At 58.4% G+C, this 25,219-nt stretch carries 23 protein-coding genes; 15 read left to right on the forward strand and 8 right to left on the reverse strand.

The window, feature by feature from the left end; all coding sequences use genetic code 11:
- Positions 1-26 precede the first annotated feature (26 nt).
- Positions 27-1,637 carry a replicative DNA helicase gene (gene dnaB, locus LJ738_RS02970; protein ID WP_227784831.1) on the reverse strand — a complete coding sequence of 537 codons (1,611 nt, stop codon included), beginning with the start codon at positions 1,635-1,637 and terminating at the stop codon, positions 27-29.
- A gap of 276 nt (positions 1,638-1,913) precedes the next feature.
- Between dnaB and LJ738_RS02975 the strand changes: the two genes are divergently transcribed.
- Positions 1,914-3,305 carry a UDP-N-acetylmuramate--L-alanine ligase gene (locus LJ738_RS02975; RefSeq protein WP_227784832.1) on the forward strand — a complete coding sequence of 464 codons (1,392 nt, stop codon included), beginning with the start codon at positions 1,914-1,916 and terminating at the stop codon, positions 3,303-3,305.
- A 191-nt stretch (positions 3,306-3,496) separates the two neighbouring features.
- On the opposite strand, the gene LJ738_RS02980 is transcribed toward LJ738_RS02975, so the two are convergent.
- Together LJ738_RS02980 and LJ738_RS02985 are read right to left on the reverse strand one after the other, a co-directional pair.
- Positions 3,497-4,054 (reverse strand): hypothetical protein, encoded by a 558-nt coding sequence (locus LJ738_RS02980; RefSeq protein WP_227784833.1) that lies wholly within the window; start codon positions 4,052-4,054, stop codon positions 3,497-3,499.
- A gap of 44 nt (positions 4,055-4,098) precedes the next feature.
- A complete protein-coding gene (locus LJ738_RS02985; RefSeq protein WP_227784834.1) occupies positions 4,099-4,893 on the reverse strand; it encodes a M48 family metallopeptidase in 795 nt (264 codons plus the stop codon).
- 216 nt (positions 4,894-5,109) lie between these two features.
- Between LJ738_RS02985 and LJ738_RS02990 the strand changes: the two genes are divergently transcribed.
- The 8 genes from LJ738_RS02990 (at position 5,110) to LJ738_RS03025 (ending at position 13,230) form a co-directional block, all read left to right on the forward strand.
- The gene (locus tag LJ738_RS02990) at positions 5,110-5,724 is read left to right on the forward strand and encodes a fumarylacetoacetate hydrolase family protein (protein ID WP_227784835.1); all 615 of its coding nucleotides are present in this window, start codon (positions 5,110-5,112) and stop codon (positions 5,722-5,724) included.
- A 27-nt stretch (positions 5,725-5,751) separates the two neighbouring features.
- Positions 5,752-7,800: a M23 family metallopeptidase gene (locus LJ738_RS02995; RefSeq protein ID WP_227784836.1), complete on the forward strand. Its 2,049-nt coding sequence runs from the start codon at positions 5,752-5,754 to the stop codon at positions 7,798-7,800.
- A 245-nt stretch (positions 7,801-8,045) separates the two neighbouring features.
- Positions 8,046-8,492, forward strand: coding sequence for a thioredoxin-dependent thiol peroxidase (bcp, locus tag LJ738_RS03000; RefSeq protein WP_227784837.1), 447 nt, complete (start codon positions 8,046-8,048; stop codon positions 8,490-8,492).
- 242 nt (positions 8,493-8,734) lie between these two features.
- On the forward strand, positions 8,735-9,598 hold the full coding sequence (locus tag LJ738_RS03005) for a transketolase (RefSeq protein WP_068197378.1): 864 nt from the start codon (positions 8,735-8,737) through the stop codon (positions 9,596-9,598).
- 151 nt (positions 9,599-9,749) lie between these two features.
- The gene (locus tag LJ738_RS03010; RefSeq protein WP_227784838.1) at positions 9,750-11,111 is read left to right on the forward strand and encodes a vWA domain-containing protein; all 1,362 of its coding nucleotides are present in this window, start codon (positions 9,750-9,752) and stop codon (positions 11,109-11,111) included.
- 102 nt (positions 11,112-11,213) lie between these two features.
- Positions 11,214-11,579, forward strand: a complete 366-nt coding sequence (locus LJ738_RS03015) for an endonuclease domain-containing protein (protein WP_227784839.1) — start codon at positions 11,214-11,216, stop codon at positions 11,577-11,579.
- 113 nt (positions 11,580-11,692) lie between these two features.
- A complete protein-coding gene (locus LJ738_RS03020) occupies positions 11,693-12,649 on the forward strand; it encodes a transketolase family protein (RefSeq protein WP_227784840.1) in 957 nt (318 codons plus the stop codon).
- A gap of 143 nt (positions 12,650-12,792) precedes the next feature.
- Complete coding sequence (locus tag LJ738_RS03025) at positions 12,793-13,230, forward strand: ASCH domain-containing protein (protein WP_227784841.1); 438 nt, start codon at positions 12,793-12,795, stop codon at positions 13,228-13,230.
- A 64-nt stretch (positions 13,231-13,294) separates the two neighbouring features.
- Here the strand turns inward: LJ738_RS03025 and LJ738_RS03030 are convergent, their stop codons facing one another.
- Positions 13,295-15,007 carry a tetratricopeptide repeat protein gene (locus tag LJ738_RS03030; RefSeq protein WP_227784842.1) on the reverse strand — a complete coding sequence of 571 codons (1,713 nt, stop codon included), beginning with the start codon at positions 15,005-15,007 and terminating at the stop codon, positions 13,295-13,297.
- A gap of 491 nt (positions 15,008-15,498) precedes the next feature.
- On the opposite strand from LJ738_RS03030, the gene LJ738_RS03035 reads away from it, so the two are divergent.
- The 5 genes from LJ738_RS03035 to LJ738_RS03055 all read left to right on the forward strand — a co-directional run bounded on the left by LJ738_RS03035 (position 15,499) and on the right by LJ738_RS03055 (position 19,165).
- Positions 15,499-15,879 carry a hypothetical protein gene (locus tag LJ738_RS03035; protein ID WP_227784843.1) on the forward strand — a complete coding sequence of 127 codons (381 nt, stop codon included), beginning with the start codon at positions 15,499-15,501 and terminating at the stop codon, positions 15,877-15,879.
- A 197-nt stretch (positions 15,880-16,076) separates the two neighbouring features.
- On the forward strand, positions 16,077-16,625 hold the full coding sequence (locus LJ738_RS03040; protein ID WP_227784844.1) for an RNA polymerase sigma factor: 549 nt from the start codon (positions 16,077-16,079) through the stop codon (positions 16,623-16,625).
- 63 nt (positions 16,626-16,688) lie between these two features.
- Positions 16,689-17,156 (forward strand): hypothetical protein, encoded by a 468-nt coding sequence (locus LJ738_RS03045; protein ID WP_227784845.1) that lies wholly within the window; start codon positions 16,689-16,691, stop codon positions 17,154-17,156.
- Positions 17,157-17,170: 14 nt separating this feature from the next.
- Positions 17,171-17,653 carry a hypothetical protein gene (locus LJ738_RS03050; RefSeq protein ID WP_227784846.1) on the forward strand — a complete coding sequence of 161 codons (483 nt, stop codon included), beginning with the start codon at positions 17,171-17,173 and terminating at the stop codon, positions 17,651-17,653.
- A 318-nt stretch (positions 17,654-17,971) separates the two neighbouring features.
- Entirely contained in the window at positions 17,972-19,165 is a 1,194-nt protein-coding gene (locus tag LJ738_RS03055; protein WP_227784949.1) for an aspartate aminotransferase family protein, read from the forward strand.
- A 94-nt stretch (positions 19,166-19,259) separates the two neighbouring features.
- On the opposite strand, the gene LJ738_RS03060 is transcribed toward LJ738_RS03055, so the two are convergent.
- The gene (locus LJ738_RS03060) at positions 19,260-19,718 is read right to left on the reverse strand and encodes a tellurite resistance TerB family protein (RefSeq protein ID WP_227784847.1); all 459 of its coding nucleotides are present in this window, start codon (positions 19,716-19,718) and stop codon (positions 19,260-19,262) included.
- A 234-nt stretch (positions 19,719-19,952) separates the two neighbouring features.
- Here LJ738_RS03060 and pfkA point away from each other — a divergent pair, with 234 nt between their 5' ends.
- Positions 19,953-20,924, forward strand: a complete 972-nt coding sequence (gene pfkA, locus LJ738_RS03065) for a 6-phosphofructokinase (RefSeq protein ID WP_227784848.1) — start codon at positions 19,953-19,955, stop codon at positions 20,922-20,924.
- Positions 20,925-21,129: 205 nt separating this feature from the next.
- On the opposite strand, the gene miaA is transcribed toward pfkA, so the two are convergent.
- From miaA to LJ738_RS03080, 3 genes are all read right to left on the reverse strand, one after another.
- Positions 21,130-22,044, reverse strand: a complete 915-nt coding sequence (gene miaA, locus LJ738_RS03070) for a tRNA (adenosine(37)-N6)-dimethylallyltransferase MiaA (RefSeq protein ID WP_227784849.1) — start codon at positions 22,042-22,044, stop codon at positions 21,130-21,132.
- 264 nt (positions 22,045-22,308) lie between these two features.
- On the reverse strand, positions 22,309-23,985 hold the full coding sequence (locus LJ738_RS03075) for an amidase (RefSeq protein WP_227784850.1): 1,677 nt from the start codon (positions 23,983-23,985) through the stop codon (positions 22,309-22,311).
- Positions 23,986-24,016: 31 nt separating this feature from the next.
- Positions 24,017-25,165, reverse strand: coding sequence for a glycosyltransferase (locus LJ738_RS03080; RefSeq protein WP_227784851.1), 1,149 nt, complete (start codon positions 25,163-25,165; stop codon positions 24,017-24,019).
- Between the last annotated feature and the right edge of the window lie 54 nt (positions 25,166-25,219).

The following is a 25,219-nucleotide window of genomic DNA, read 5'->3' on the forward strand; positions in this document are numbered from 1 at the left end:
TCATTCTTCATTCCTCATTTGAAATTTTAAAACGGCGGGTCTTCGTGCTTGTTCATGTTCCCTTTCGGGAAGGGCACCGGCGACTCGTTGATTTTTGAGCCCAGGCGAATGGTATTCGGCGCGAAGCTGCTGGGCTCGCTGTCGAAATTGCTGGCGGGCAGGCCCATAGGCTGGTAGCCGCTGGTGTCGAAGCCGCCCACGCCGTCGAGGTCGGCGAACTTGGTGTATTTGCCGATGAACTTGAGCTGTACGGTTTCGAGGGAGCCGTTTCGGTGCTTGGCAATGATGACCTCGCCCACGCCCTGCGTCGAGTTGCCTTCGGCATCCTGGTCGAGGCCGTAGTACTCGGGGCGGTACAGGAAGATTACCATGTCGGCGTCCTGCTCGATGGAGCCGGATTCGCGAAGGTCACTCAGCTGGGGCTTCTTGTCGCCGCCGCGGGTTTCTACCGAGCGCGAGAGCTGCGACAGCGCCAGCACGGGCACGTTCAGCTCCTTGGCAATGCCCTTGAGGGCCCGCGAGATGCTGGCAATCTCCTGTTCGCGGTTGCCGCCGCGGCCGTCGGTGTTACCGCTCATCAGCTGCAGGTAGTCGACGATAATCATCTGCACATCCTTCTGCGAGCGCAGGCGGCGGCACTTAGTGCGCAGCTCTCGGATGCTCAGGCCCGGCGTGTCGTCGATGTAAATCGGGGCAGCCGAAAGGGCCGTGATTTTGTGGTTGAGCTGCTGCCACTCGTGGTCGGCGAGGCTGCCTTTCTTGATTTTCTCGGAGTCCAACTCCGCCTCGGCCGAAATCAGACGATTGACGAGCTGCAGCGAGGACATTTCCAGCGAGAAAATGGCCACGGCTTTTTTGAAGTCTACGGCCGCGTTGCGCATGGCCGAGACCACGAAGGCCGTTTTACCCATACCCGGGCGAGCGGCGATAATCACCAAGTCAGAAGGCTGCCAGCCGCTCGTGACGCGGTCCAGGGCGGTGAAGCCGGTGGGCACGCCCGTCAGACCGTCGCTCTGATTCTTCTTTTCTTCGAGCTCTTTGATGGCCTTGCCCATCAGGCTGCGCATGTCGTCGAAGTTCTTGCGGATGTTCGACTCCGATACCTCAAACAGCGCCGATTCGGTGTCGTCGAGCAGCTTGAACACGTCGGTGGTATCCTCGAAGGCATCCTTCTGAATCTCACTCGAAATCCGAATCAGCTCGCGCTTGATGGCCGTTTCGGTGATTATACGGGCGTGGTATTCCACGTTGGCCGCCGAGTTCACTTTCAGCGTGAGGTTGGCCACGTAGAACGGGCCGCCGCAGGCTTCGAGCTCGCCCATTTCGCGCAGCTCGTGCACTACGGTGAGCTGGTCGATGGGCTCGGATTTGTCAAATAGCCGAATAACGGCGCGGTAGATGCGCTGGTGCGAGTCCTTGTAAAAGCTCTCGGGCTTGAGCAGGTCGATAACCGACGTGAGGGCGTCTTTTTCCAGCATCAGGGCGCCGAGCACGGCCATTTCCAGCTCTGGCGCCTGGGGTGGCAGCTTGCCGGCGGCGCCGGTATTTATGGGGACCACTGCGCCGCCCCGTGTGCTCCAGGCCGCTTTGGCTCGGGCAGCGGATTGTTTCAGGCGGTCGTCCATCTGGTCTTGCATAGAATAAATAGTAGGGGATAGGGCAGCAAAGAGAAATTGAGCGGGCAGCCGAATCGAAGCTGCACGCTAGCTACACAAAGCTAACCCCTGAGCCGGGGAAAAGATAGAATGGTGAAGTCGATTCTTTTGGCTATGGAATGCCCCGGTAGCGTTGAGGTTGTACTTTCGCAGTCCTTTCCTCAGGGTACAAGTGTTGGGTGTCAGTTGTCGGTTGCTGCATCAATAATCAACGGGAAGCGGACAACTGACACCCATCAACTGACAACCACCCAAGCATTGGAACCAGAAACGAGAAACGAGCGCCCCGAAAAGATTCACTTGATTGCGGTGGGTGGCAGCATCATGCACAATCTGGCGCTGGCCCTGCACCGGCGCGGCGCCCAGGTAACGGGTTCCGACGACGAAATATTTGAGCCCGCCAAGAGTCGCCTCGCCGCGGCCGGCCTGCTGCCCGCCCAGGAAGGCTGGGACGCCGCCAGCATCACCCCCGACCTCGACGCCGTGATTGTGGGCATGCACGCCCGCCCCGACAACCCCGAACTGCTCCAAGCCCAGGCCTTGGGCCTAAAAATCTACTCTTTCCCCGAGTACATCTACGAAGCCAGCCGCGACAAGCAGCGCATCGTCATCGGCGGCTCGCACGGCAAAACCAGCATCACGGCCTGCATCCTGCACGTGCTGCGCTACCACGGCCGCAAGTTCGACTACGCCGTGGGGGCCCAGCTGGCCGGGTTCGATTTGATGGTGCAGCTCACCGACGACGCGCCCATCATCATCATCGAAGGCGACGAATACCTCTCGTCGCCAGTTGACCGCCGGCCCAAGTTCCACCTCTATCAGCACCACATTGGCGTGATTTCGGGCATCAGCTGGGACCACATCAACGTGTTTCCGACCGAGGAAAACTACCGCGAGCAGTTCCGCATTTTCGCCGACATGACGCCCAAAGCCGGCGTGCTCATCTATGACAAGGACGACGAGCAAACCCAGCTCATTGCCGTGCCCACCAACCCCGACGTGACCTACATCGGCTACGGGCCGCACGAAAACGTGATTCGGGACGGCCGCACGTTTCTGGTTACCAAGAAGGACGAGGAGGTGCCCATTCAGGTGTTTGGCGAGCACAACCTGCGCAATATTTCGGCGGCCAAAGAGGTGTGCAAGCAGCTGGGCATCAAAGGCAAGGACTTCTTCAAGGCCGTGGCCTCGTTCCCCGGCGCAGCCCGGCGGCTGGAGCTGGTGAAAGAAGGCGCTACCTCAGTAGTTTACAAGGACTTTGCTCATGCCCCAAGCAAGCTCAAGGCCACGGCCACGGCCCTGAAAAAGCAGTTTCCGCAGCGGCGGCTGGTGGCGTGCCTGGAGCTGCACACCTTCAGCAGCCTCAACCCGGCGTTTTTGCCGCAGTACGCGCATTGCTTCGACGCGCCCGACGTGGCGGTGGTATACTTCAACCCCCACGTGCTGGAGCACAAGCGCCTGCCGCCGCTGGCCGCCGCCACGGTGGCCGAGGCCTTCCAGCGCCCCGACATCAAGGTAATTACCGACAGCGCCGAGCTGGCCGCGTTCCTGCGCGCGCAAAATTGGGCTAACGCCAACCTGCTGCTCATGTCATCCGGCACGTTCGATGGCCTGGACCTTACAGCCCTGGCCTCTGAAATCACGGGCTGAAGCTTGCGGGACAGTGCCGCTCAAGTTGAGCTAAAATTGAATGCCCCAAGTCTCTAAAAAGAAAAAGCCCGCTTATGCAGCGGGCTTTTTTGGTGTTTGTGGGGTTGGCCGGCGGGGCCGGTTTGTATCCGTGGGGATGAGCAGCGCCAGGGCCGTGAGGGCCGCGCGCAAAAGCCATTTGCCGGTGGTGCTCATCGGGCTGCGAAGAGAGAATTGTTGGTTTCTACCTTGAGGTCGCAGTGGCTGCCAGCCGAGTTTTCGGAACAGGTGGTGCCCACAATGCGGCCATTCTCGAAGTTGAAAAAGCACGCCGCACAGCCCACGCTGGTAATGGTATAGCGCTCGGCTCCGGGGCGCAGGTAATAAGTATTGTCGCCGCCGCCGGTGAGGGGCAGGGCCATGGCCCGGAACATGCCGTTGCGCAGCCCCATGCCAATGAGGTAATAACTGGCGGGGGTATCGGCGTCGGCGGGGGCTTTGCGCACCTGCACTTTGTCGATTACGGTGCCGTCGCCAAACTGCTTGATGAAGGCTCGGGCCAGGTCACTCCGCGATGTTTTGTACTCGGCGGTGCTGTCGGTAAAATGCACAATCTGACGGCTGTCGGGCTTGGCAATGGCCTCGCCTTTTATGCGGTTGGGGCTGCCAAACTCGCTACTCGAAGCAGGCTTGCTCGACTCGCACGACATCATTAAAAACACCAGCAGGCTTAACAAGCCCAAGCCAAGCAAACGCGGTAGGAAGCTCATGGCGCAGAAAAAGGAACAGAGGAAAGAGGAATTACAATATACGACTAACGCGGCTTATAGTACTTACGCGCCTCGGGCAATTCGCGTTGGATGTCGGCAATGCGGGTGCCGCTGGACGGGTGAGTAGACAGGAATTCGGGCGGCGAAGCCTGGTTTTCGCGGGCTTCCATGCGCTGCCAGAACGTGATGGCGCCGTCGGGATTGTAACCGGCCATGGCCATAAAAATCAGGCCCAGGTGGTCGGCCTCCGATTCCTGGTTGCGGCCGTACTTCAGCAAACCGATGGACGAGCCCACACCAAACGCCTGCAGCGCCAGTTGTTGGGTAGCCGGCGCATTGGTCGAGAGTGCGGCCGATAGCGCCTGGCCCCCGAGCTGCTGCACGAGGCCCTGGCTCATGCGCTCGGAGCCGTGCTTGGCCACGGCGTGCGCAATTTCGTGGGCCATTACCACGGCCAGGCCGTTTTCGTCCTGTGTGATGGGCAAGATGCCAGTATACACGGCCACTTTGCCGCCGGGCATGCACCAGGCATTTTGCTGCTTGTCCTCAATCACGTTGAACTCCCACTGGTAGCCCGCCAGCTGGTCAGAAGCGTTTTGCTGGCGGAAGTATGATTCCACCGCGCCCTGAATGCGTTGGCCCACGCGCCGCACCATGCTCACGTACTCGGAGTTGGTAGAAAGCGGGCCTTTGGCAATAACCTCGCGGTATTGGGTGGCGGCCAGGGTATTGATTTCGCTATCGCTCACCAGGCTGAGCTGCCGGCGGCCCGTGATGGGCACCGTAGTACAGGCTGCCATAAAGGTCAGGCTGGCCAGAAGGGCTATTTTCTTGAACATGGGGATGAAAAAGTAGAAAGAAAAATTGAGGTAACCGCGGGTGCTGTTAGCACGTTTTGGGCCAAAACCCGGCCCGCGGTTGCCGCCTATACGGCAACCGGCTGGGTAAATGTTTAGCAGCAGCGTACGCTGGGGCAGAAAACCGACGGCCGGGTTGCCGGGACCCCATGCTGGGCCGTAGTTTTGAGCTTATTCTGTTCCGCCCCGAATCTCTCTATGAAAATCATCTGCATCGGCCGCAACTACGCCGACCATATTGCCGAGCTGCACAACGAAGTGCCCGCGGCCCCGGTCATTTTCCTTAAGCCCGAAACGGCCCTGCTGCAGCGCGGACAGCCCTTTTTCATCCCCGAGTTTTCGCAGGACATTCACCACGAGCTGGAGCTGGTGCTGCGCGTGAGCAAGAACGGCCGGCACATCGACGAGCATTTTGCGCACACCTATTTCGATGCCATTGGGCTGGGCATCGATTTCACGGCCCGCGACCTGCAAACCGAGCTCAAGAAGAAGGGGCTGCCCTGGGAGCTGGCCAAGGCTTTCGACGGCTCGGCGCCCATTTCCGCGACCTTCAAACCGGTGACGGAAATCGCTGAGTTGGGCAACATTAATTTCCACCTGGAAGTGAACGGCGAGACCCGCCAGACCGGCAACTCCGGCCTGATGCTGCACCCGTTTGCCAAAATCATCAGCTTTGTATCAAAATACATTTCGCTGAAAATGGGGGATTTGATATTTACCGGAACCCCTGCCGGCGTTGGTCCGGTTAAAGTGGGCGACCAATTGCAGGGCTTTCTGGAAGGCGAAAAATTATTAGAGCTGAGCGTGCGGTAAGGGCGCCCGGTAGCTAGGTTATTTGGATTGAAGTATAGTACTGTGCAAAAGCGAAAGTTGGACGTGGCGTTTTTTAGAAACAAAGTAAAGTGGGTGTTTGGGCTGGCGGTGGCCATGATGGCCTGCAGTCCCGAATCGGTGGGTGGGCAGGAAGCCGACTCGAGCGACCACGAGCACAGCATAAGCGAAATGCTGGGCGGAGGCAGCAAGCCGGTAGTGCCGGCGGGGTATTTCCAGTTTCCCATTGCCCCGGGCAAGCCGGGCTTTCTGGCCGGCAGCATGGGCGAGCTTCGCCCCAACCACTTCCACGGCGGGCTCGACATCAAGACCGGCGGCGGGGTAAACCAGCCCGTGTACGCCGCGGCCGATGGCTACATTTCGCGCCTCAAGCAGTCGTCGTTTGGCTACGGCAACGTGCTCTACATCACGCACCCCAACGGCCTGACCACGGTGTACGGCCACCTCAATGAGTTCCGGGGCCCCGTGGCGGCCGAGCTGCAGCGCCGCCAGTACGAGAAGCAGAGCTACGAACTGGAGGCCTTCTTCGAGAAAAACCGGTTTCCGGTGAAGCGCGGCGAGCTGGTGGCCCTGTCGGGCAATACTGGCGGCTCGGCGGGCCCGCACCTGCACTGGGAAGTGCGCGACGCCCAGGACCGGCAGTACAACCCCCTGCAGTGGGGCGGCTTTGCCGAAATCCAGGACCACGTGGCCCCCACGCTGCAGGCCTTTGCCCTGGAGCCGCTGAGCATAGAGGCGCGGGTGAAGAAGGTATTTGCCAAAGCATTGTTTGCGCCCAAAGTGCAGCCGGGGCCGGGTGTGGCTACCTCCTGGCCCGATACCATTAGCTGCTTTGGCACGGTGGGGCTGCTGGTGCAGGGCTTCGACAGGTTTGACAATGCCTGGAACCGCAACGGCATTCAGCGCGTGACGGTGAAGGTGAACGGCCAGCCGTTTTACCAGCATATGATTGATGCGGTGCCGTTCCCCACGGGCACCCGGCAGGTGGGCAACTTCGTCGATTTCCTGTACCAGCAAACCCAGGGGCGCACCCTGCAAAAGCTGTGGGTAGACGAAGGCAACGACCTGAACATGTACAGCACCGGCGCCACTAAAGGCCGCCTGAACGTGGAAGCCGGCAAAGTATACAGCATCGACATCACCCTGGCCGACTCCTACAACAACCAGACGCCCGTACACCTGGTGCTGCGCGGCGAGCAGCCGGCGTATTTCAAAACCCGTTCGGCCGCTGCCAAGCGCCCGGCCCTGCGCTACGAGGTGACGCGCAACCTGCTCAAGGCAGTGGCCACCGACCCCAGCTCCGATTCTGTGGCGGCCAACCTGGTGCTGCTGCGCGGCAACCGGCGGCTGGAAATCCGGCCCAGCTACACCCAAAACAGCGAAAACGTGTACCTGTACGACCTGCGCGCCGGCCTGCCCGATTCGCTGCAGTTTGGCAGCATCACCAAAAAATTCGACCGCCAAGTGCTGGTGCCGGCGCATAAGGAATCTACCTATTCCACTGCCAACCTCAACCTGATATTCGGGCCCGAAACGCTCTTCGACAACCTTTACCTGAACACGCTTTACCGGCCCGAGCCCACGGGCAGCGGCTTCTGGACGGTGGGCAGCCCCCTGCTGCCGCTCTACAAAACGGCCTTGCTTACCCTCAAGCCGGCCACGCCGCCCACCGACCCGCAGCGCACTGCCATCTACGCCGCCACGCTGAAAGGTGGGAAGGCTTTTGTGGGCGGCAAATGGGACGCCAATGGCCAGATTACGGCCGCCATTCGCCAGTTTGGGTCCTACCGCATCCTCACCGATACCATTGCGCCCAAAGGCAGCCTCATTGGGCGGCCCGGCGGGCAGCTCCTTTTCCGGGTGGGCGACGACCTTTCGGGGCTGGCCAGCTACCGTTTGTTGGTGGGTGGCAGATTCCGCCTGCTGCGCTTCGAGCATAAAAATTCTACCCTCTTCACCGTGGCCGGCGACACGCTGGGCCCACGGCTGCGCGGCCCCGCCGAGCTGCACCTGACCGACCAGGCCGGAAATGAGCGGGTGGTGAGCTTGAATTTGTAACCAATTACATGACCCCACAAAAAAGCCCTTTCTTTAAATGAGAGGGCTTTTTTGTGGGGTCGTCGCACTGGCAATAAGCTGTGAAGTATAGACTTGGGCTAAAATTCGATTATAGGAATTTATTTACTCCCTAAGGTCAATTATTTCTTCTAGTTACTAACCAGCTCAATTTTGAATATGGCTGCTTGACAAAGAGCGTATTTTGTCGTTATTGCAACCCATCCTTCATACCCTTATCACCTACCATGACACTTGAACCCGGACAGGTTGCCCCAGATTTCACTGCTACCGACCAGGATGGCAACACCATCCGCCTTTCGGACCTGCGTGGGCAACGCGTGGCGCTTTATTTCTACCCCAAAGACGATACCCCCGGCTGTACGGCTCAAGCCTGCAACCTGCGTGACCACCAAGAGGAACTCACGGCCAAAAACATTAAGGTAATTGGCGTGAGCACCGACAACGAAGTCGCCCACAAGAAATTTGCCCTGAAATACGACCTGCCATTTCCGCTGCTGGTGGATACCGAGAAGAAGATTGTGCAGGACTACGGCGTGTGGCAGGAGAAAAAGAACTACGGCAAAACCTACATGGGCACCGTGCGCACCACGTTTCTGATTGATGAAAACGGCCATATTGATAAAATTATCAAGAAGGTAGATACCAAAGAACACGCCGCCCAGCTACTGTAGCCGTCGCGACCCCCAAGTTGATTTGCTCACCTGCCGCCCGCCGGCTTTCGGCGCTTTTGCCTTTGCAGAAGCTCCGGAGGCCGGCGGGCTTTTGCTGGGCGGCCGCGGTAAGTTTTTCTGGAAGGGGTAGTCGCGAATGAGAATTTGCGGTGTTACTTTACACAATCGATTGTGTAATGTTTGGTTACGGTACTTCATTCACTGCGCTTACCTTTACCCAACCAACAATTTCCCCTACTGATATGCCCCAGACTGCCGAAATAGCTACTGCCGACCTCAAAGAAATTGCTGCCCAAGTGCGGCGCGACATCGTGCGCATGGTACACGCCGTGAACTCGGGCCACCCCGGCGGCTCGTTGGGCTGCACCGATTTGCTGGTGGCGCTCTACTTCAAGGTGATGAAGCACAATCCCCAGCCCTTCAGCATGGACGGGGCAGGGGAGGACCTGTTCTTCCTCTCCAACGGTCATATTTCGGCCACGCTGTACTCGGTGCTGGCCCGTTCGGGCTACTTTCCGGTAAGTGAGCTGGCCACGTTCCGCAAGCTCAACTCGCGGCTGCAGGGGCACCCCACCACCCACGAAGGCCTGCCGGGCATCCGCATTGCCTCGGGCTCGTTGGGCCAGGGCCTGAGCGTGGCCTGCGGCGCCGCCCAAGCCAAAAAGCTGAACGGCGACGACCGCCGCGTGTTCGTGCTCATGGGCGACGGCGAGCTGGAAGAAGGCCAGAACTGGGAGGCCATCATGTACGCTGCCCACCACAAAATCGACAACCTCATCGGAGTTATCGACCACAACGGCCAGCAGATTGACGGCTCCACCGCCGACATCGGCGGCCTCGGCGACTTGCGCTCGAAGTTCGAAGCATTCGGCTGGCACGTGCTGCAGGCCGATGGCAACGACTACGCCACGCTCTTGCCGGCCCTCGAAGCCGCCCAAGCCGCTACCGGCCAGGGCAAGCCCGTTATGTTCATCATGGACACGCGTATGGGCTTCGGCGTCGACTTTATGATGGAAGGCCACAAGTGGCACGGCGTGGCACCCAACGACGCCCAACTGGCCACCGCCCTCGAGCAGCTGACCGTGGGTACCGTAGCCGACTACTAAGCCTTGACTTTCGCCACTTAAGAAGCAGCTTTCGCTAATGCGGTTTTGCCTTGCTTTTCCTTCCCTGGGCCTGACGGCAACTATTCATCAGGCCCTTCCTCTCCCAATCGGGAGGGGAAGGTGGGAAGTGAGGCAAATCGTATGGACGGTTGTGTTTCTGCTTTGCGGCTTCTCAGCCCAGGCCCAAAATGCCCCGGTCGAGAAGCCCAAGGTCACCCGCATTTTGTTTCTGCTCGATGCCTCGGGCTCGATGCTGGCGCCCTGGGAGGGGCAGCCCCGCTGGAACGTGGCCAAGCGCATGCTCAGTAAAATGGTGGATTCGCTTAATGCCTACCCCAACCTGGAGCTGGGCCTGCGCGTGTACGGCCACCAGTTTCCCAATGCCGATAAAAACTGCCAGGACTCGCGCCTGGAAGTGCCCTTTGCGCCCAAAAACGCCAAGGCCATCAAGGACAAGCTCACCACGCTCAAGGCGCAGGGCAACACGCCCATCACGTATTCGCTGCTGCAATCGGCCAACGACTTTCCCACTGATAAGTCATCGCGCAATGTGCTGCTGCTCATTACCGACGGCCTGGAGTCGTGCAACGCCGACCCCTGCGCCGCCTCGGTGGCCTTGCAGCGCAAGCACGTTTTTTTGAAGCCTTTCGTCATCGGCATCGGGGCCGAAAAGGAATTTGGGAAGCAGCTGGAGTGCTTGGGCCAGTACTACAACGCGGCCGAAATCAAGACCTTTCGCACGGTGATGAACGACGTCATTGCCCAGACCCTGAGCAAAACCACCGTCGCCGTGAACCTCACTGACGCCGACGGCCGCCCCGTGGAAAGCAACGTGAACATGACGTTTGTGAACAACGTGACCGAGCAGCCTGAGTACAACTACGTGCACTACCGCGACGCCCAGGGCAAGGCCGACGTGCTCGCCATTGATGCCCTGCAGAGCTACGACTTGGTGATAAACACGGTGCCGCCCGTGCGCCAGTCCAACCTCGCCATCAAGCCGGGCAAGGCCAATGTTCTCACTTTCAAAACGCCTCAGGGAGTGCTCTGGCTCCAGAACCCCCAGCTCACGCCCAACCCCTACGGCACGGTGCAGACCGTGGTGCGCGACCCGCAGAAGAACACCGTGGCCAGCTTCCCCTTCGGCACCAAGCAAAAGCTGCTGGCCGGTAACTACGAAGTTGAGCTGCTCACGCTGCCGCGCATCACCCGCCGCGTCACCATAAAGCAGGGGCAGGAGCTGGAAGTTACCTACCCCGCCCCCGGCACCCTCAACATCACCACCGACCTGAAAGGCTACGGCAGCATTTACAAGCTCAACAACGACGAGTCCCAAACCTGGATTTACAACCTGCCCGATGGCGGCAGTAGCAAGCTCAACCTGCCCATGCAGCCCGGCGCCTACCGCTTGGTTTTTCGCACCAAGACCAGCACCGGTAGTAAGTTTACCGACGTGCGGAATTTTTCTATCCGCAGTGGGCAAACGACTTCGATAGCCATTTTTGGGAAATGAAGTAGAAGGTCAAACTCCCCTCCTTACCAAGGAGGGGATGTTCAGCCGCAAGGCTGAACGGGGGTGGTTGTAGGCGTTGAACAATTAACCTAAACAACCCTAATGACCAGCCTCAATAACCTTCCTCATAAAAAAGACCAACGCCGCACCCTTCGCAATAACCTCACGCCTGCCGAAGCCAAACTCTGGTCCGTTCTAAAATCAGCCCAATTACAACGTCGTAAATTCCGTCGCCAGCACAGCGTTGGCGAGTTCATTCTGGACTTCTATTGCCCAGAAGAAAAATTGGCCGTTGAACTTGATGGCGCTGGTCATTTAACTGCTTCAGGTAATTTGCACGACACAGCACGTACTGACTTTCTGAATGCAAATGGCATTCGTGTTCTGCGTTTTGAAAACCAGTTGGTTTGGTCTGATTTAGATAGTGTTTTGCATACAATTGAATTGGCGTTTCACGAACGCAGGTAAAGCCTGGTCACTCGTTCAACGCCCACAACCACCCCCGTTCGAGCTGAAGCTCGAACATCCCCTCCTTGGTAAGGAGGGGAGTTTGTCGTTCTAACTCTCCCTTACATACCCCCATGAAAGACTTCCCCTACACCGAATCGAAAGACACCCGCAGCGGCTTCGGCGCCGGCCTGCACGAGCTGGGCAAAACCAACCCCAACGTAGTGGCCCTTTGCGCCGACCTCACCGGCTCGCTCAAGATGGACGCCTTCAAGAAGGACTTCCCCGAGCGGTTTTTCCAGGTGGGCATCGCCGAGGCCAACATGATGGGCGTGGCAGCGGGCATGACCATTGGTGGCAAAATCCCCTTCACGGGCACCTTCGCCAACTTCAGCACCGGCCGCGTCTACGACCAGATTCGCCAGAGCATTGCGTATTCGGACAAGAACGTGAAAATCTGCGCCTCCCACGCTGGCCTCACGCTGGGCGAAGACGGCGCCACCCACCAGATTCTGGAAGACCTGGGCATGATGAAAATGCTGCCCGGCATGACCGTTATCAACCCCTGCGACTACAACCAGACTAAAGCCGCCACCATCGCCATTGCCGAGCACGAAGGACCCGTGTACCTGCGCTTCGGCCGCCCGGTAGTGCCCAACTTCACGCCGGCTGACCAGAAATTCGAAATCGGCAAAGCCTGGATGCTGAACGAAGGCACTGACGTGAGCATCTTCGCCACCGGCCACTTGGTGTGGAAGGCCGTGCTCGCTGGTAAGCTACTGGCTGAGAAAGGCATCAACGCCGAAATCATCAACATTCACACCATCAAGCCGCTGGATAAGGAAGCCATCTTGGCCTCGGCTCGCAAAACAGGCTGCGTGGTGACGGCCGAAGAGCACCAGATGAACGGCGGCCTCGGCGACAGCATCGCCCAGCTGCTGGCCCGCGAAGAGCCGCTGCCCCTGGAAATGGTGGCCGTGAACGACAGCTTCGGCGAAAGCGCCACCCCCGACCAGCTGATGGAGAAATACAAGCTCAACGAAGCCGCTATTGTGGCTGCTGTGGAAGCCGTGATGAAGCGCCGGAAGTAGCTTTTGCAGCTGCATTTATAACAAAAGTCCCCGCAACTTTAGTAGCTGCGGGGACTTCTGCGTTTCAAGCAACGAATGACGTTTAATACCGTGGTGAAATTCAGGTGATTTAGCTCAACTTAAATTTTATTAACACTTACTATATGGCTTCTACTAACAAGACTTTCAAGGCGTTGATTTTAAATGATTACAAAGGGGCGCCTTATGCAGATTGGATAAAGAATGGAGAAAAAACGATAGAAACCCGGTATAGGTCGTTCAATTACCGGGGTGATATTGTTATCTGCTGTGGAAAAACAAACTCAGTTGGTGAAAACGCGGGGAAAGCGTTATGCATAGTCGAGTTATGGAAAGTTAGACCAATGAGAAAGTCGGACGAAAAGGCTTCTGGTGTCAGCTACAACCCGGAAATAAAATCCTTTCTGCTCCGCAACTGGCGGCACTTTAGTCGTGACTTTGAGTTCTCTCCGCAAAGGGTTTCTGGAGCATGGCAGAGTCTCTTTGATATTACCATCCCGGATGATGTACATATAATTCCCCGGCCAGATATTAAGGCGTTTGAAGAAAACGAGATGCTTTAAGTTTAAAGACGTGGCTTGGGGTTTTGCTTTTTACACTGGCATGAATTAAGTGTGCTAGCAAGACCTATATCCCCCGCACAACTACATTATACTTATGGGCCGTCAAAAATTGCCTAATTGTTTTTAGCTCAATTCTGTCGGAATTTGCGGCGTTAGCTACCATGAGTAATTGTTGGTAGTAGAGCGCCGCGCTATCCTGGAGGCCTGCCCGCTCGGCGGCCAACCCTGCTCCATAAAGCCCATTAAACCGATTGGGGTGTTTTCGCAGGCTTGCCGAATAAGCTGCTAATGCCTGCTTGGGCTGGTTCAACTGCATCAGCATATCGCCAAGCAGTTCCCGGGCAGGAATGACTTCCGAAGGCGTAACCGGATGTTTTTCGGTTTGGTCTTCCAGGTCGGCGGCTTGGTTCATGTGCGCCACTGCTTCAGCATTTCGGCCGGCCAGGAGGTGAATCCATGCTTCGGCCGCACGTAGCTGAATTGCTACCTGCTTGGCCTTGTATGCATCTTTCTGATTGACTAGCAGGCTATGAATTCCTTCAAGCTGCGCTAGTTCGGCTGTGGCCGCTGCCATTTGGCCAGTATGAACCGAGCCCAGCACCCGAGCGAAATGGATGATAGCCTTTTGCCATGGGAAATCTCTCCACGGGACTAAAGTGCTATCAATTGGCAAGCTGGCCGCTTCCGGCCAACGCTTGTTTTCCAGCGAGTGCCGGGCCGGAATTGCGGCGAAAGCATACGCAACTTTAAAATTAAGCGGAGTAACCTCTTTAATTGATTTCAAATAATTTAATTGCTGCTTGGCAAGCGCGTTTTGGCCCCTCTGCAGGTAAGCGTAAACCAGATAATCCATGCCATGCAGCTCTTCGTCCCAATGCCCTTTGATGCCGGCTTCCTGCGCATAGCATTGGGCTGAGGCCACGGAGGTTAGGTTAGAGTTTATGCATTCTTCCCAAAGCCCCAGGCGGGTGAAAATATGCGAAGGCATATGCAGGGCATGCGCTGACGACGGGGCAACTGCTGCATATTTTCTGGCCGCCGGCAAGGCTAATGCGGCCAGCTCCGGATAATCATAGGTGTGAATGATGTAATGGATAATACCCGGATGATTGGGCTCGTTGGGGTACAGCGCCTCAAGTAGCCGGCCGGCCTTCCGTTGGTTTTTAAACTGCTTATCGGCTGGGTCTGCCGCAGCGGTTAGAGCTAATGCGTAAAATATGGTCGCCTCAGAATCAGTAGGATATTTTACATGCGCCAATTCCGTTGCTTTCTCAAAGGCTATGCACCGGCTGTGATGGTCCACCTGTTCCCAGTTTTGGTAATAGGCCGCAATGGCCGCAATGTAAGCGGCCTCTCTCGGTGACTTTTTTGCAATTGATTGGGCTATCGAAATTGCTTTCACTCCCTTCCTTAATTCAACATCGGAAGGCGGCGTCCAGAGGGGATGAAAATTAGCCATGGCCACTCCCCAATAAGCCATTGCGCACGCTGGGTCTTTATCAATAATTGTTGCGAATGCTTTTTCCGCTTCATCGTATTCAAATGAATGCAGCAGCTGCAGCGCCAGATTGAAGCTTTCTTGTGTTTCGGCGCCGCACGAGGTATTAAATTCAACTGCGCCCAATTTCCTGTCGGTAGCGCCGCAAGTAATAATCTGACCCCGCTTGAGACTTAGCTCCGTAATTGCTGCTTGCGATGGAGTTGAGCTTTTATTTTCGCACGAAGCAAGCTGCGCTGATAGCGCAATAAATAACCAATACAGCCGTGTTCGTTTCATGTCAGATGGTCGCTAAACGCTTCACAAGCTATTGAACTGTGATTTATTGACTGCACATTTTCTGTAGTAATAGCTTGTGTCAATGGCTTCTGTGCTGAATATAGCTTTTTTGTAGCAAATGGAAGGGGTTTACCAATATTGAGCCGGCTATTCCTGACTTCAGCGACAGCATCGCCCAGCTACTAGCCCGCTAAGAGCCGCTGCCCCTGAAAATGGTGGCCGTGAACGACAGCTTCGACGAAAGCACCACGCCCGACCAGCTGATGGAAAATGCAAGCTCAATGAAGCCGCTATTGTGGCCGCTGTGGAAGCCGTGATTAAGCAGCGGAAATAGGCACCAATAGTGCATAAAAAGGCCTCGTAGATAACCTGCTAAGAGGCCTTTTTATTCCGTGTCAACAGAGTTAGATTTATAAAGCTTGTGAATATTATCTCGTTTCAATTATTTTTGGTTTGCACCTGAAGCTTTTAAATACAGCCTTTATTTAAAAATGAAAAAAAGATTTCTAATTGCTGGAATTGGCTGCGCGATACTTTGTTCATCTGCTCTCGATGCAACAGCTCAGGCAGCGCCAAAAAGCAATCTTAAATACGGAAAGTACGGATGCACTGCCACCAAGTATAAAGGTGGTTTCTACGAATTCATTCCCCACGGCTCGTTTACGATTAACGCGGATGGCACCTATTTCTACTCCGGTTTTGAGAAGCCCAGCAAGGGGAAATTCAGTGTTGATAAAGACGGCAACCTGCTATTTGCTGGCGGCTATCTTGACAAAGGCAAAGCAGAGAAAATAGACCGGCCCGATAAATTTTTCCTTGTATTCCCGACCATTCCGGACAATCGATGGACCTGCTCATGCGTGGAAAAATAATTTCTTGAGTAAGCGTGTGAAAAGCCTGACATGAAAATATGTTAGGCTTTTTATTGCTTCATAGTTGAGCGAGGTGGTTTCAGGGTTGGCATAAAATGACGGTACTTGCCACTGCCTTTTCTGGGGTGGGCATTAAACGCGGCCGTTAACTTGCAGTCCAACCCCTGCCTTCGCCACCCAGGCGTATTTATTCGCGTTTGGAAGACCACGACATCCTGCTCAAGTTTCAAGACCCGGCTTCGCGCAATCTGGCGTTCAACCAACTCGTGCGCAAGTACCAGAGCAAGGTGTACTGGCACGTGCGCAAGATGGTAATCGACCACGACGATGCCGACGACCTCACCCAGGACGTCTTCATTAAGGTGTGGAAGCACCTCGAGAACTTCCGGCAGGACGCCGCTCTCTTCACCTGGATTTACCGCATTGCCACCAACGAATGCCTAAACTTCTTGAGCAGCAAGCGGCGCAAGTTTCTGCTGCCGCTCACGGACGTGGGCGCCGAGCTGGCTGCCAAAATTGAAGCCGACCCCGCCCTGGCCGGCGACGAAATTGAGCTGAAACTGCAACAAGCCATTCTGCGGCTGCCCGACAAACAACGCCTGGTCTTCAACCTGCGCTACTACGACGAAATGCCGTACGAGCAAATGGCCGAAGTAACGGGCACCAGCGTGGGCGCGCTGAAGGCCAGCTACCACCATGCGGTGAAAAAAGTGGAAGAATACGTAACCCGCAACACGGCTGATTAACCCCGCAATACAAATTTTTACCGGCTGATTTAAACGCCGGGCCTGCTTCTTCATCCAACTGCCATGAAACCTTCCTTTAAGCTTGACGAGCACCCTCGGCGGCCCCGCCCGCTGCTGAGCGAGCCGCCCGCGGGCTATTTCGACCAATTGCCCATGCGGGTAATGGCCCGGCTACCCCAGGCCGAGGCCCGCGAGGCCGCTACCGGCTGGGGCTGGCTGGCCCGGCTATCGCCGGCGTTGCGCACGGGCCTGGCCTCGGTGGCTGTATTGGGGGGCTTTGCGGCCTCTTTTTACCTGAGCGGCCCCCAGGCGGCTGGCCCGGCTGGGGTGGCTGCCACCTCGCTCGATGCCGTGCCGCGTACCGAACTGGTGGGCTACTTGCTCACGAGTGGCGCCCGCGTCGATAACTCCGACCTGGTTGTGCTGACGGCGGCCGACCCCAACCTCACCGATGACTTTTTGCATGCATCGGAAGCCGAGCTGACCGAGGCCCTCGACGCCCAGCCGTCCGAGGACCCTACTTATTTATAATCTCCTAGCGTATCATGTCCATCCTTTCAAACACGTTTCGTGTCCTGAGCATCGTGGCAGTATTGCTGACGCTGGCGCCTGCGGCCCATGCCCAGGGCGGCGGCCGACGCGGCGGCCAGCGGCTGGCTCAACTCGAAAACGCTAAAATTGCCTTTATCACCAACCGTGTGGCCCTTACCCAGGACCAGGCCCAGAAGTTCTGGCCACTCTACAACGAGTTTTCGGACCGCCGCCGCGAGCTCAACCGCAATGGCCGCCTGCTGCGCCGCGACGTGACCGATGGCATGACCGACCAACAAATTCGCGATAATATCAACCAGTCGTTTGCCGTACGCCAACAGGAGCTGAACCTGGAGAAAGAGTACTTCGAGAAGTTCCAGAAAGTCATTTCCCTGCGGCAGGTGGCGCAGCTGTTTATGGCCGAGCGCGACTTCACCCGCGAAGTCATCAAGCGCGTGGCCGGGGCGCCGGGCCAGCCCGGTTTGGACAACGACTAACTCTCGCTCCCAGCATCCAACTTCCAGCTCAATTCAACGAGGCCGCTGCCCCCGCAGCGGCCTCGTTATTTTTGTGAGAAAAATCGAAACGTGACAGCAGAGGTTTAAAGAAAGTGTTTTGAACTCCGCGCCGCCTGTCATGCAGAGCGTAGCGAAGCATCTTATCACGTCTGAGTCGTTCAGCTGGGATAAGATGCTTCGCTACGCTCTGCATGACAGGCGACAGCATCGCAGTCGAAGCTCGTCACGACAGGCGCGAGCTGACTCAAACCTGACTAAACCGCTCCAAACCCGCTTAAATCCGAAAAATCCGTGGTCCTGACTCCCCGCCAACTATTCCTGCGCCACCAGGCCCAAACCTCCGATTTCCCGCTTTTGCTGGAAATTGAGCGGGCCGAGGGCGTCTACATGTACGCCCCCGACGGCCGCCGTTACCTCGACCTGATTTCGGGCATCGGCGTGAGCAACGTGGGGCACCGGCACCCGCGCGTGCTGGCCGGCATTCAGGCCCAGCTCGATAAATTCCTGCACCTGATGGTGTACGGCGAACTGGTGCAGGCCGTGCCTGCCCAGCTGGCCGAGGCCATCCATCGGACCTTGCCGGCTCATCTGGACTCGGTGTTTTTCACCAACTCCGGCGCCGAGGCCATCGAAGGCGCGCTGAAGCTGGCCAAGCGCCACACCGGCCGTACCGAGCTGATTTCCTGTCTTAATGCCTACCACGGCTCCACGCACGGGGCCCTGTCCATCACCGGCTCCGAAGATTTTAAGAATAGCTTCCGGCCGCTGCTGCCCGACGTGCGCCACATCCGGCACAACGAGCTGGCCGACCTTGCGCTGATAACCGAGCGCACCGCCGCCGTAGTCATCGAGACGGTGCAGGGTGAGGCTGGAGTGCGCGTGCCACTGCCCGGCTACCTGCCGGCCCTGCGGGCGCGCTGCTCCGAGGTGGGAGCCTTGCTTATTCTCGATGAAATTCAGTGCGGCTACGGGCGCACCGGCAGCATGTGGGCCTTCGAGCAGTTCGGCATCACACCAGATATCCTGGTGTGCGCCAAAGGCATGGGTGGCGGCATGCCGATTGGGGCATTTATTTCCTCCACGGAAATCATGAGCGGCTTCAAGACCAACCCCATTCTGGGTCATTGCACCACCTTTGGGGGCCATCCGGTGAGCTGTGCGGCGGCGCTGGCCACCCTGCAGGTTATTCAGGACGAGCAATTGGTGGCGGGCGTGGCGGCCAAGGCGGCGCGGTTTCGGGCGCAGCTGCGGCACCCGGCCATTCGGGCGGTGCGCGGCAGTGGGCTGTTGATGGCGGTAGAGTTTGATTCCTTCGCGGTGCTCAAGCCCATTATCGACCATGCACTGGCGCACGAAGGCATTCTGACCGACTGGTTTCTGTTTTGCGACAACTCCCTTCGCTTGGCCCCGCCGCTCATCATCACCGATGAAGAGATTGACGAAGCCTGCGCCGCGCTGCTCCGGGCCATTGAACACGTTACCGGCGCCTAAGGGGGCAGTTCAATTTGATTGAAAACAAGCGGGCCCTTTGGATTCACCCGGGCGGGTGGCTCCAAAGGGCCCGTATATAGAATTTTAGTTGCCGCTAAGCCACGATGTTGGGCCGGGGTAACTCGTTATAGTTCAAAAAAGAATTGCTTTCATCCTTGATTCGCTCGCGCGGAAGGCCGTCTTTTACGCCTTGCGAAATCTTGCGAACCAGCACGCCCACAATGGCCTTGCGGAAGCCCAGCTTCTCGGCCATCATGATGCAGAAATCCATCTCGGTTTCGTCCACCACGCCGTCGGCGAGCATCATGTCGACAAGGTCGAAAATCTGGTCGAAGCGTTCAGAATCGTTCGTAGGCAGGTCCGCGCTCGTGCCCTTGGCCCCAGATACCAGTTCCTGTACATCGTTGGAATTAAGACCGTTTTTCTTGCCGACTGCCAAAATAAAGTTCATCTCCCGCGCATCGATGTGGCCGTCGGCTTTCGCTAGGGCCGCAAGGTTTAGCAAGTGACCTTTGATTTTTTTGGCCTGCTCATTTTCGAAAAAACCGAACATAATACGTGGGAATTAGGTGAGAAGGAAGTGATTATAAGCCGGTGAGCCGAATGGAGGAGGTAAGGTAAGGGCAAAAACGGTGTCTTGCTACTCCCATCTACGCCAAATACAAAAAAAAGATAACCACCCCTTTGCGGAAATAACGGTGCGGAATTAGAGGGTTTGCATTCGTTTCGCCAACTTTGCGGGGTTTGGGCGCCATTTGCGCGTCCCGTTGCATTATAGAAAGTTCAGATGAAGAGAATAGGAGTGTTTACCAGCGGTGGCGATTCGCCGGGCATGAATGCGGCAATCCGGGCGGTAGTGCGCACTGCTACGTACCACGGCATTGAGGTATATGGCATTATGCGAGGCTATAGCGGCATGATTAAGGGCGAGTTTGTACGGTTGGACTCGGCTTCGGTTTCGAACACGGTGCAGAAGGGCGGCACCATTTTGAAATCGGCCCGCAGCCAGAAATTCATGACCAAAGAAGGCCGCCAACAAGCCTTCGACCAGCTGGTGAACAACGGCATCGAGGGCTTGGTGGCCATCGGTGGCAACGGCACCTTCACCGGCGCCATGATTTTTGAGGAAGAATTCGGCATCCCCACCGTGGGCGCGCCCGGCACCATCGACAACGACCTCTACGGCACCGACTACACCATTGGCTACGACACGGCCGTGAACACGGCGCTGGACTGCATCGACAAAATCCGCGACACGGCCGACTCGCACGACCGCTGCTTCTTTGTGGAGGTGATGGGCCGCGACTCGGGCTACATCGCCATTCCGTGCGCCATCGGCGGTGGGGCCGAAATCGTGATGATTCCGGAAACCCAGATGAGCGTAGACGTAGTGATTGACACCCTGCAATCGGGCTGGCAGCGCTCAAAAACTTCCTTTATCGTCATTGTGGCGGAAGGCGACGAAGAAGGCAATGCCACGCAGGTAGCATCCCGCGTGAAAGAAGCCATCCCGCAGCTGGACACTCGCGTCACGGTCATCGGCCACATTCAACGCGGCGGTTCCCCCACGGCAGCCGACCGCCTGCTAGGCTCCCAAATCGGCATCGCCGCAGTGGAAGGCCTCATGAACGGCATGAAGAATGTAATGGCCGGCATTGTAGACAAAAAGCTGGTTTATACGCCGTTCACCGATACCATCAACAAAAAGAAGCTCATCAACCAGAGCTTCATGCGGATGGTGGAAATTCTGAGCGTGTAGGAACACATCCTGTCATTGCGAGCGCAGCGCGGCAATCCGTCCTTTACCTGCGACTAGCCCTGAGACGAAAAAAGCCCCATCACTACACAGTGCTGGGGCTTTTTGCTTTAAAAGAGCTTGTCACAACTCGGGCTTGGTCGCACCGAGAGGAAGGTTTGCCGCGCTGCGCTTGCAATGACAGGATGTGGGCTGACTTCTTACAACGTTATTTCAGCTCAACCCACTGATACGCGGGGTCGCGGCGCAGCCAGGTGAGCTGGCGCTTGGCGTAGCGGCGCGTGTTGCGCTGGAGCAGGCGCACGGCTTCAGCCCAATCGTACTCGCCGTCTAGGTAGCCGAATATTTCCTGGTAGCCCACGGTTTGCAGGGCGTGGTGGTGGCGGTAGGGGAGCAGGCCGCGCACTTCCTCGAGCAGGCCGGCGGCCAGCATGTGCTCCACCCGCAGGTTGATGCGCTGGTAAAGCTCCTCGCGCTCGCGGGTGAGGGCCACTTTTACGTTGCGAAACAGTGGGTTTTCGGCCGGCGGGCTCTGGGTGTGGAAGCTGGAAAAGGGCCGGCCGGTGGCCCGGGTGATTTCGAGGGCCCGCACCACGCGCTGCGGGTTTTGTTGGTCGATGCGGGCGTGGGCCACGGGGTCGGTTTCGGCCAGCTCGGCTACCAGGTGCGGCAGGCCGTGGGCCGCCAGCTCGGCGTGGAGCTGAGCCCGGACTTCAGCCGGCACAGTAGGCAACTCATCAAGCCCATCGGTCACGGCCTGCACATAAAGGCCCGAGCCGCCGGTGAGGATAACCAGCGGATGCTTCTGGAACAGCTCAGTTAACACGGCCTGGCAATCGGTAGCAAACCGGCCGGCGCTGTAGTCTTCGCTGATGCTGTGGCTATCGATGAAATGGTGCGACACGCCCTGCATCTCCTCCGACGTGGGCTTGGCCGTGCCGATGCTCAGCTCCCGAAAAAACTGGCGCGAATCGGCCGACACGATTTCGGTGTTGAACTGCTGAGCCAGCTGCACGCACAGGGCCGTTTTCCCCACGGCCGTGGGGCCGGCAATGGTGAGCAGCACCGGCCGTGGGTCGGCGGCCGTGGGCGCCAGTTGAGCTAAAATGGAAGGAGGGAGCAAGGACGCTGCGCTTAATAATTGAGAATGAAGAATGCGGAATGGGCGGACAACTCCCCTCCTTAGCAAAGGAGGGAATGTTCGAGCCTTTGGCTCGAACGGGGGTGGTTGAATCGTTGCACGACACCCGAACAATGGCGCCCGAACGATTCACGGCCAAATCGTGCGCCCATCGTTCAACGCCCGCAACCACCCCAGCTCAACTTGGCAGTTGAGCGTCCCCTCCTTGGTAAGGAGGGGAGTTGTCCGCCCATTCCGCATTCTTCATTATAAAGTAGGGTGTTTTTCGTCGAATTCGGTGGCGTCCTGATAGGCTTTGGCCAGGGCCAGGAGTTTGCTTTCTTCGAAGAGCTGGCCCATGAAGGTGATGGTAGTGGGCAGGCCGGCGGCCGTGAAGCCGTTGGGGATGGCGATGGCGGGCTGGCCGGTGAGGTTGGTCAGTGTAAGGTTGGCGCTGAAGGAAGGGGCAATGTAGGCGTCGAGGCCTTTCAGCTGGGTGTCCATCTGCTCAATGAGCAGGCTGCGCACGCGCTGGGCCTGAATGTATTCGACGGCCGGAATGAAGCGCGACGACCGGAAGGTGTTAGGCCAGGCCGAGCGGTTTTGCAGCACCATCTGGCCGTCGCGGCCCGAGCGGGTGAGGTCGTCGAACGCGGCGGCGCCTTCGGCCGTGAGCACGAAGCGCAGGGCGCCGGGCGAAAGGGTCGGCAGCTCAATGGGTACCAGCTCCACGCCGAGCTTGCGCAGCACGTCGAGGGAGGCCTGGTCATTGGCTTTGGTGGGGTAGTTCTGGTCGAAAGCGGCCTTCACGTAGCCCACGCGCAGCTTTTTGATGTTGGCATCGAAGGCATAGTGGAAGGCGTTGGGGGCCATCAGGGTGGCGGGGTCACGGGCATCGGGGCCGGCGGCGGTGAGGGCGGCCAGCACAATGGCGCAGTCCTCAGCCGAGCGGGCAATGGGGCCGGCTTTGTCCATGCTCCAGCTCAGGGCCATGGCGCCGGCGCGGCTCACGCGGCCGTAGGTGGGGCGCAGGCCCGTTACGCCGCAGGCCGTGCTGGGGCTCACGATGGAGCCCAGCGTTTCGGTGCCGATGGCAAAGGGCAGCAGGCCCGCGGCCACGGCCGATGCCGAGCCGGCCGACGAACCGCTCGAGCCCTTGGTTACGTCCCAGGGCGTGCGGGTTTTCTCGCCAAACCACACGTCGCCCTGGGCCAGTTCGCCCAGGGTCAGCTTGGCCAGCAGCACGCCGCCGGCCGCGCGCAGCCGCTCCACCACGGCGGCGTCTTCGTCGAGGGTTTGCTCTTTGTAGGGCACCGAGCCCCAGGTGGTTTTGTAGCCCTTGGCGCTGAACAAGTCCTTCACGCCGAAGGGAATGCCGTGTAGCGGGCCCCGGTACTTGCCGGCTTTGATTTCCTGGTCGGCCTGCCGCGCTTGTTGCAGCGCCAGGTCCTCAGTGAGGGTGATGACGCAGTGCAGCTTGGGGTCGTACTTCTTGAGCCGGGCCAGGAAGAACTGGGTCAGCTCCTCCGAAGACACCTGCTTGGTGCGCAGCAGCTCGCCGAGCTGGCGCACGGTGTAGAAGGCCAGCTCGTCTCGGTTGGCGGGCAGCTTTACCTTGGGAGCCTGGGGCAGCTTGCCGGCGTCGGCTTTGGTGGCGGCCAGCATGGCCTGGCGCATGCGCAGGGGGCGCGCGTCGAATACCATCGTCGGGGCCACACCGTTGGGCAGCGAGATTTTGCGCAGGGCCTCGTAGCTCTCGCGGTAGCCCGTGAGGTTGCGGCGCGTGGAGTCGAGCTGGGCGTCGTTGAAATTCAGCCCAAATACCTGCTGGGCGGCGCGCAGCATGGGTACCGTGATTTCATCGGGGGCGGTGGGCCGGGCCACGAAGGCCCCTGTAGCGAAGCAAGCACCGCCAAGCAGCAGCGCGGGTAGTATTTTTTTCATGCGGGGAAGAAACGAAAGCGACTAAGCAAAGCTACTGCGGCAACGGCCGCGATTTCACAAGGGGAACCAACTCGTTATACAAGCGCAGCAGCACCTGTTCTTCGTGCTGCCAGCTGAGCTGCGGCGCAGCGCGGCGGCAGTTTTCGGCCAGGTGCTGGTAGCGGGCGGGCTCGTCGCGCAGCAGGCGGTTGAGAGCCCGGGCTAGCGTTTCGGGTCGCAGGTCCTGAACCAGCTCGGCCACGTCAAATTCGTCGTTGAGGGCGCGGTATTCGGGGAAGTCAATCAGCACCTGCGGAATGCCGGCGTGCACGTAGTCGAAGAACTTATTGGCCAGCGAATAGTAGTAGCTCAGCCCAATATTTTCGAGCAGCATGATGCCCACCGCCGCGTGGCGCGTGACCTCGCGCAGGGCCTCGGGCAGCACAAACCCGCGAAACTCCACCTGGCCGGAAGCCAGCAGGCCAAGCGCATCGGCCCGGGCGCGCAGGGCGGCCGACAGGTCGCCTTCGCCACAGATTACCAGCCGGCTTGCCACCTGGGGCATGGCGTCGAACAGGTTTTCCAGGCCGCGGCCCACGTTGAGGGCGCCCTGGTAGAGGATGTAGCCGGAGGGCGGCGCGGGGTGGGGCAGGGGCTCGTCGGCGCGCAGGCGGCTCACGTTGCGCACTACGGCAAAGGGCCGGCCGTAGCGCTGCTCGAATATTTGAGCTAAAGCGGGGCCCACCGTGTAGGCCAGCCGGGCGCGCGGCACCACAAAACCCTCCACCCACCGCCAGAGGCGCTGCACGGCCGGCCGGGCCACCACCTCGGGCACCTCGGTGAATAGCTCGTGGGCATCGTACACAAACGGCTGGCCGCCGAGCCGGGCGCGCAGCCACACGGGCAGGGCTGTGTCGAGGTCGGCGGCGCACCAAGCCGCGGCCTTTTGGCTCAATAAGTAAAAAAACAGCCGCAGATTGTACTCCAGGTAAAACAGCTTGCCTCGCTGAAACCAGCCCTTCAGCCGGTGCTGCCCGTAGGGCTGCGGCGTGAGCGGGGGCGAGGCCGGCCGCTGCCAGCCCACCAGCTGCACGCGGTAGCCAGCGGCGGCCAAGCTGCCGCAGATGCGCTGCATCCGCTGGTCGAAGCACAGGTCGGTGGTGACGGCGAAAAGCAGCAGCGGCGCGGGTGGGGAGGGCAAGGGGCGGGAAACGGAACGCGCCAGAGCGGGCGGGCGTTAGGGCAATCGTTATAT

It is taken from the genome of Hymenobacter plasmatis (genome assembly GCF_020711255.1).
Lineage (GTDB): Bacteria > Bacteroidota > Bacteroidia > Cytophagales > Hymenobacteraceae > Hymenobacter.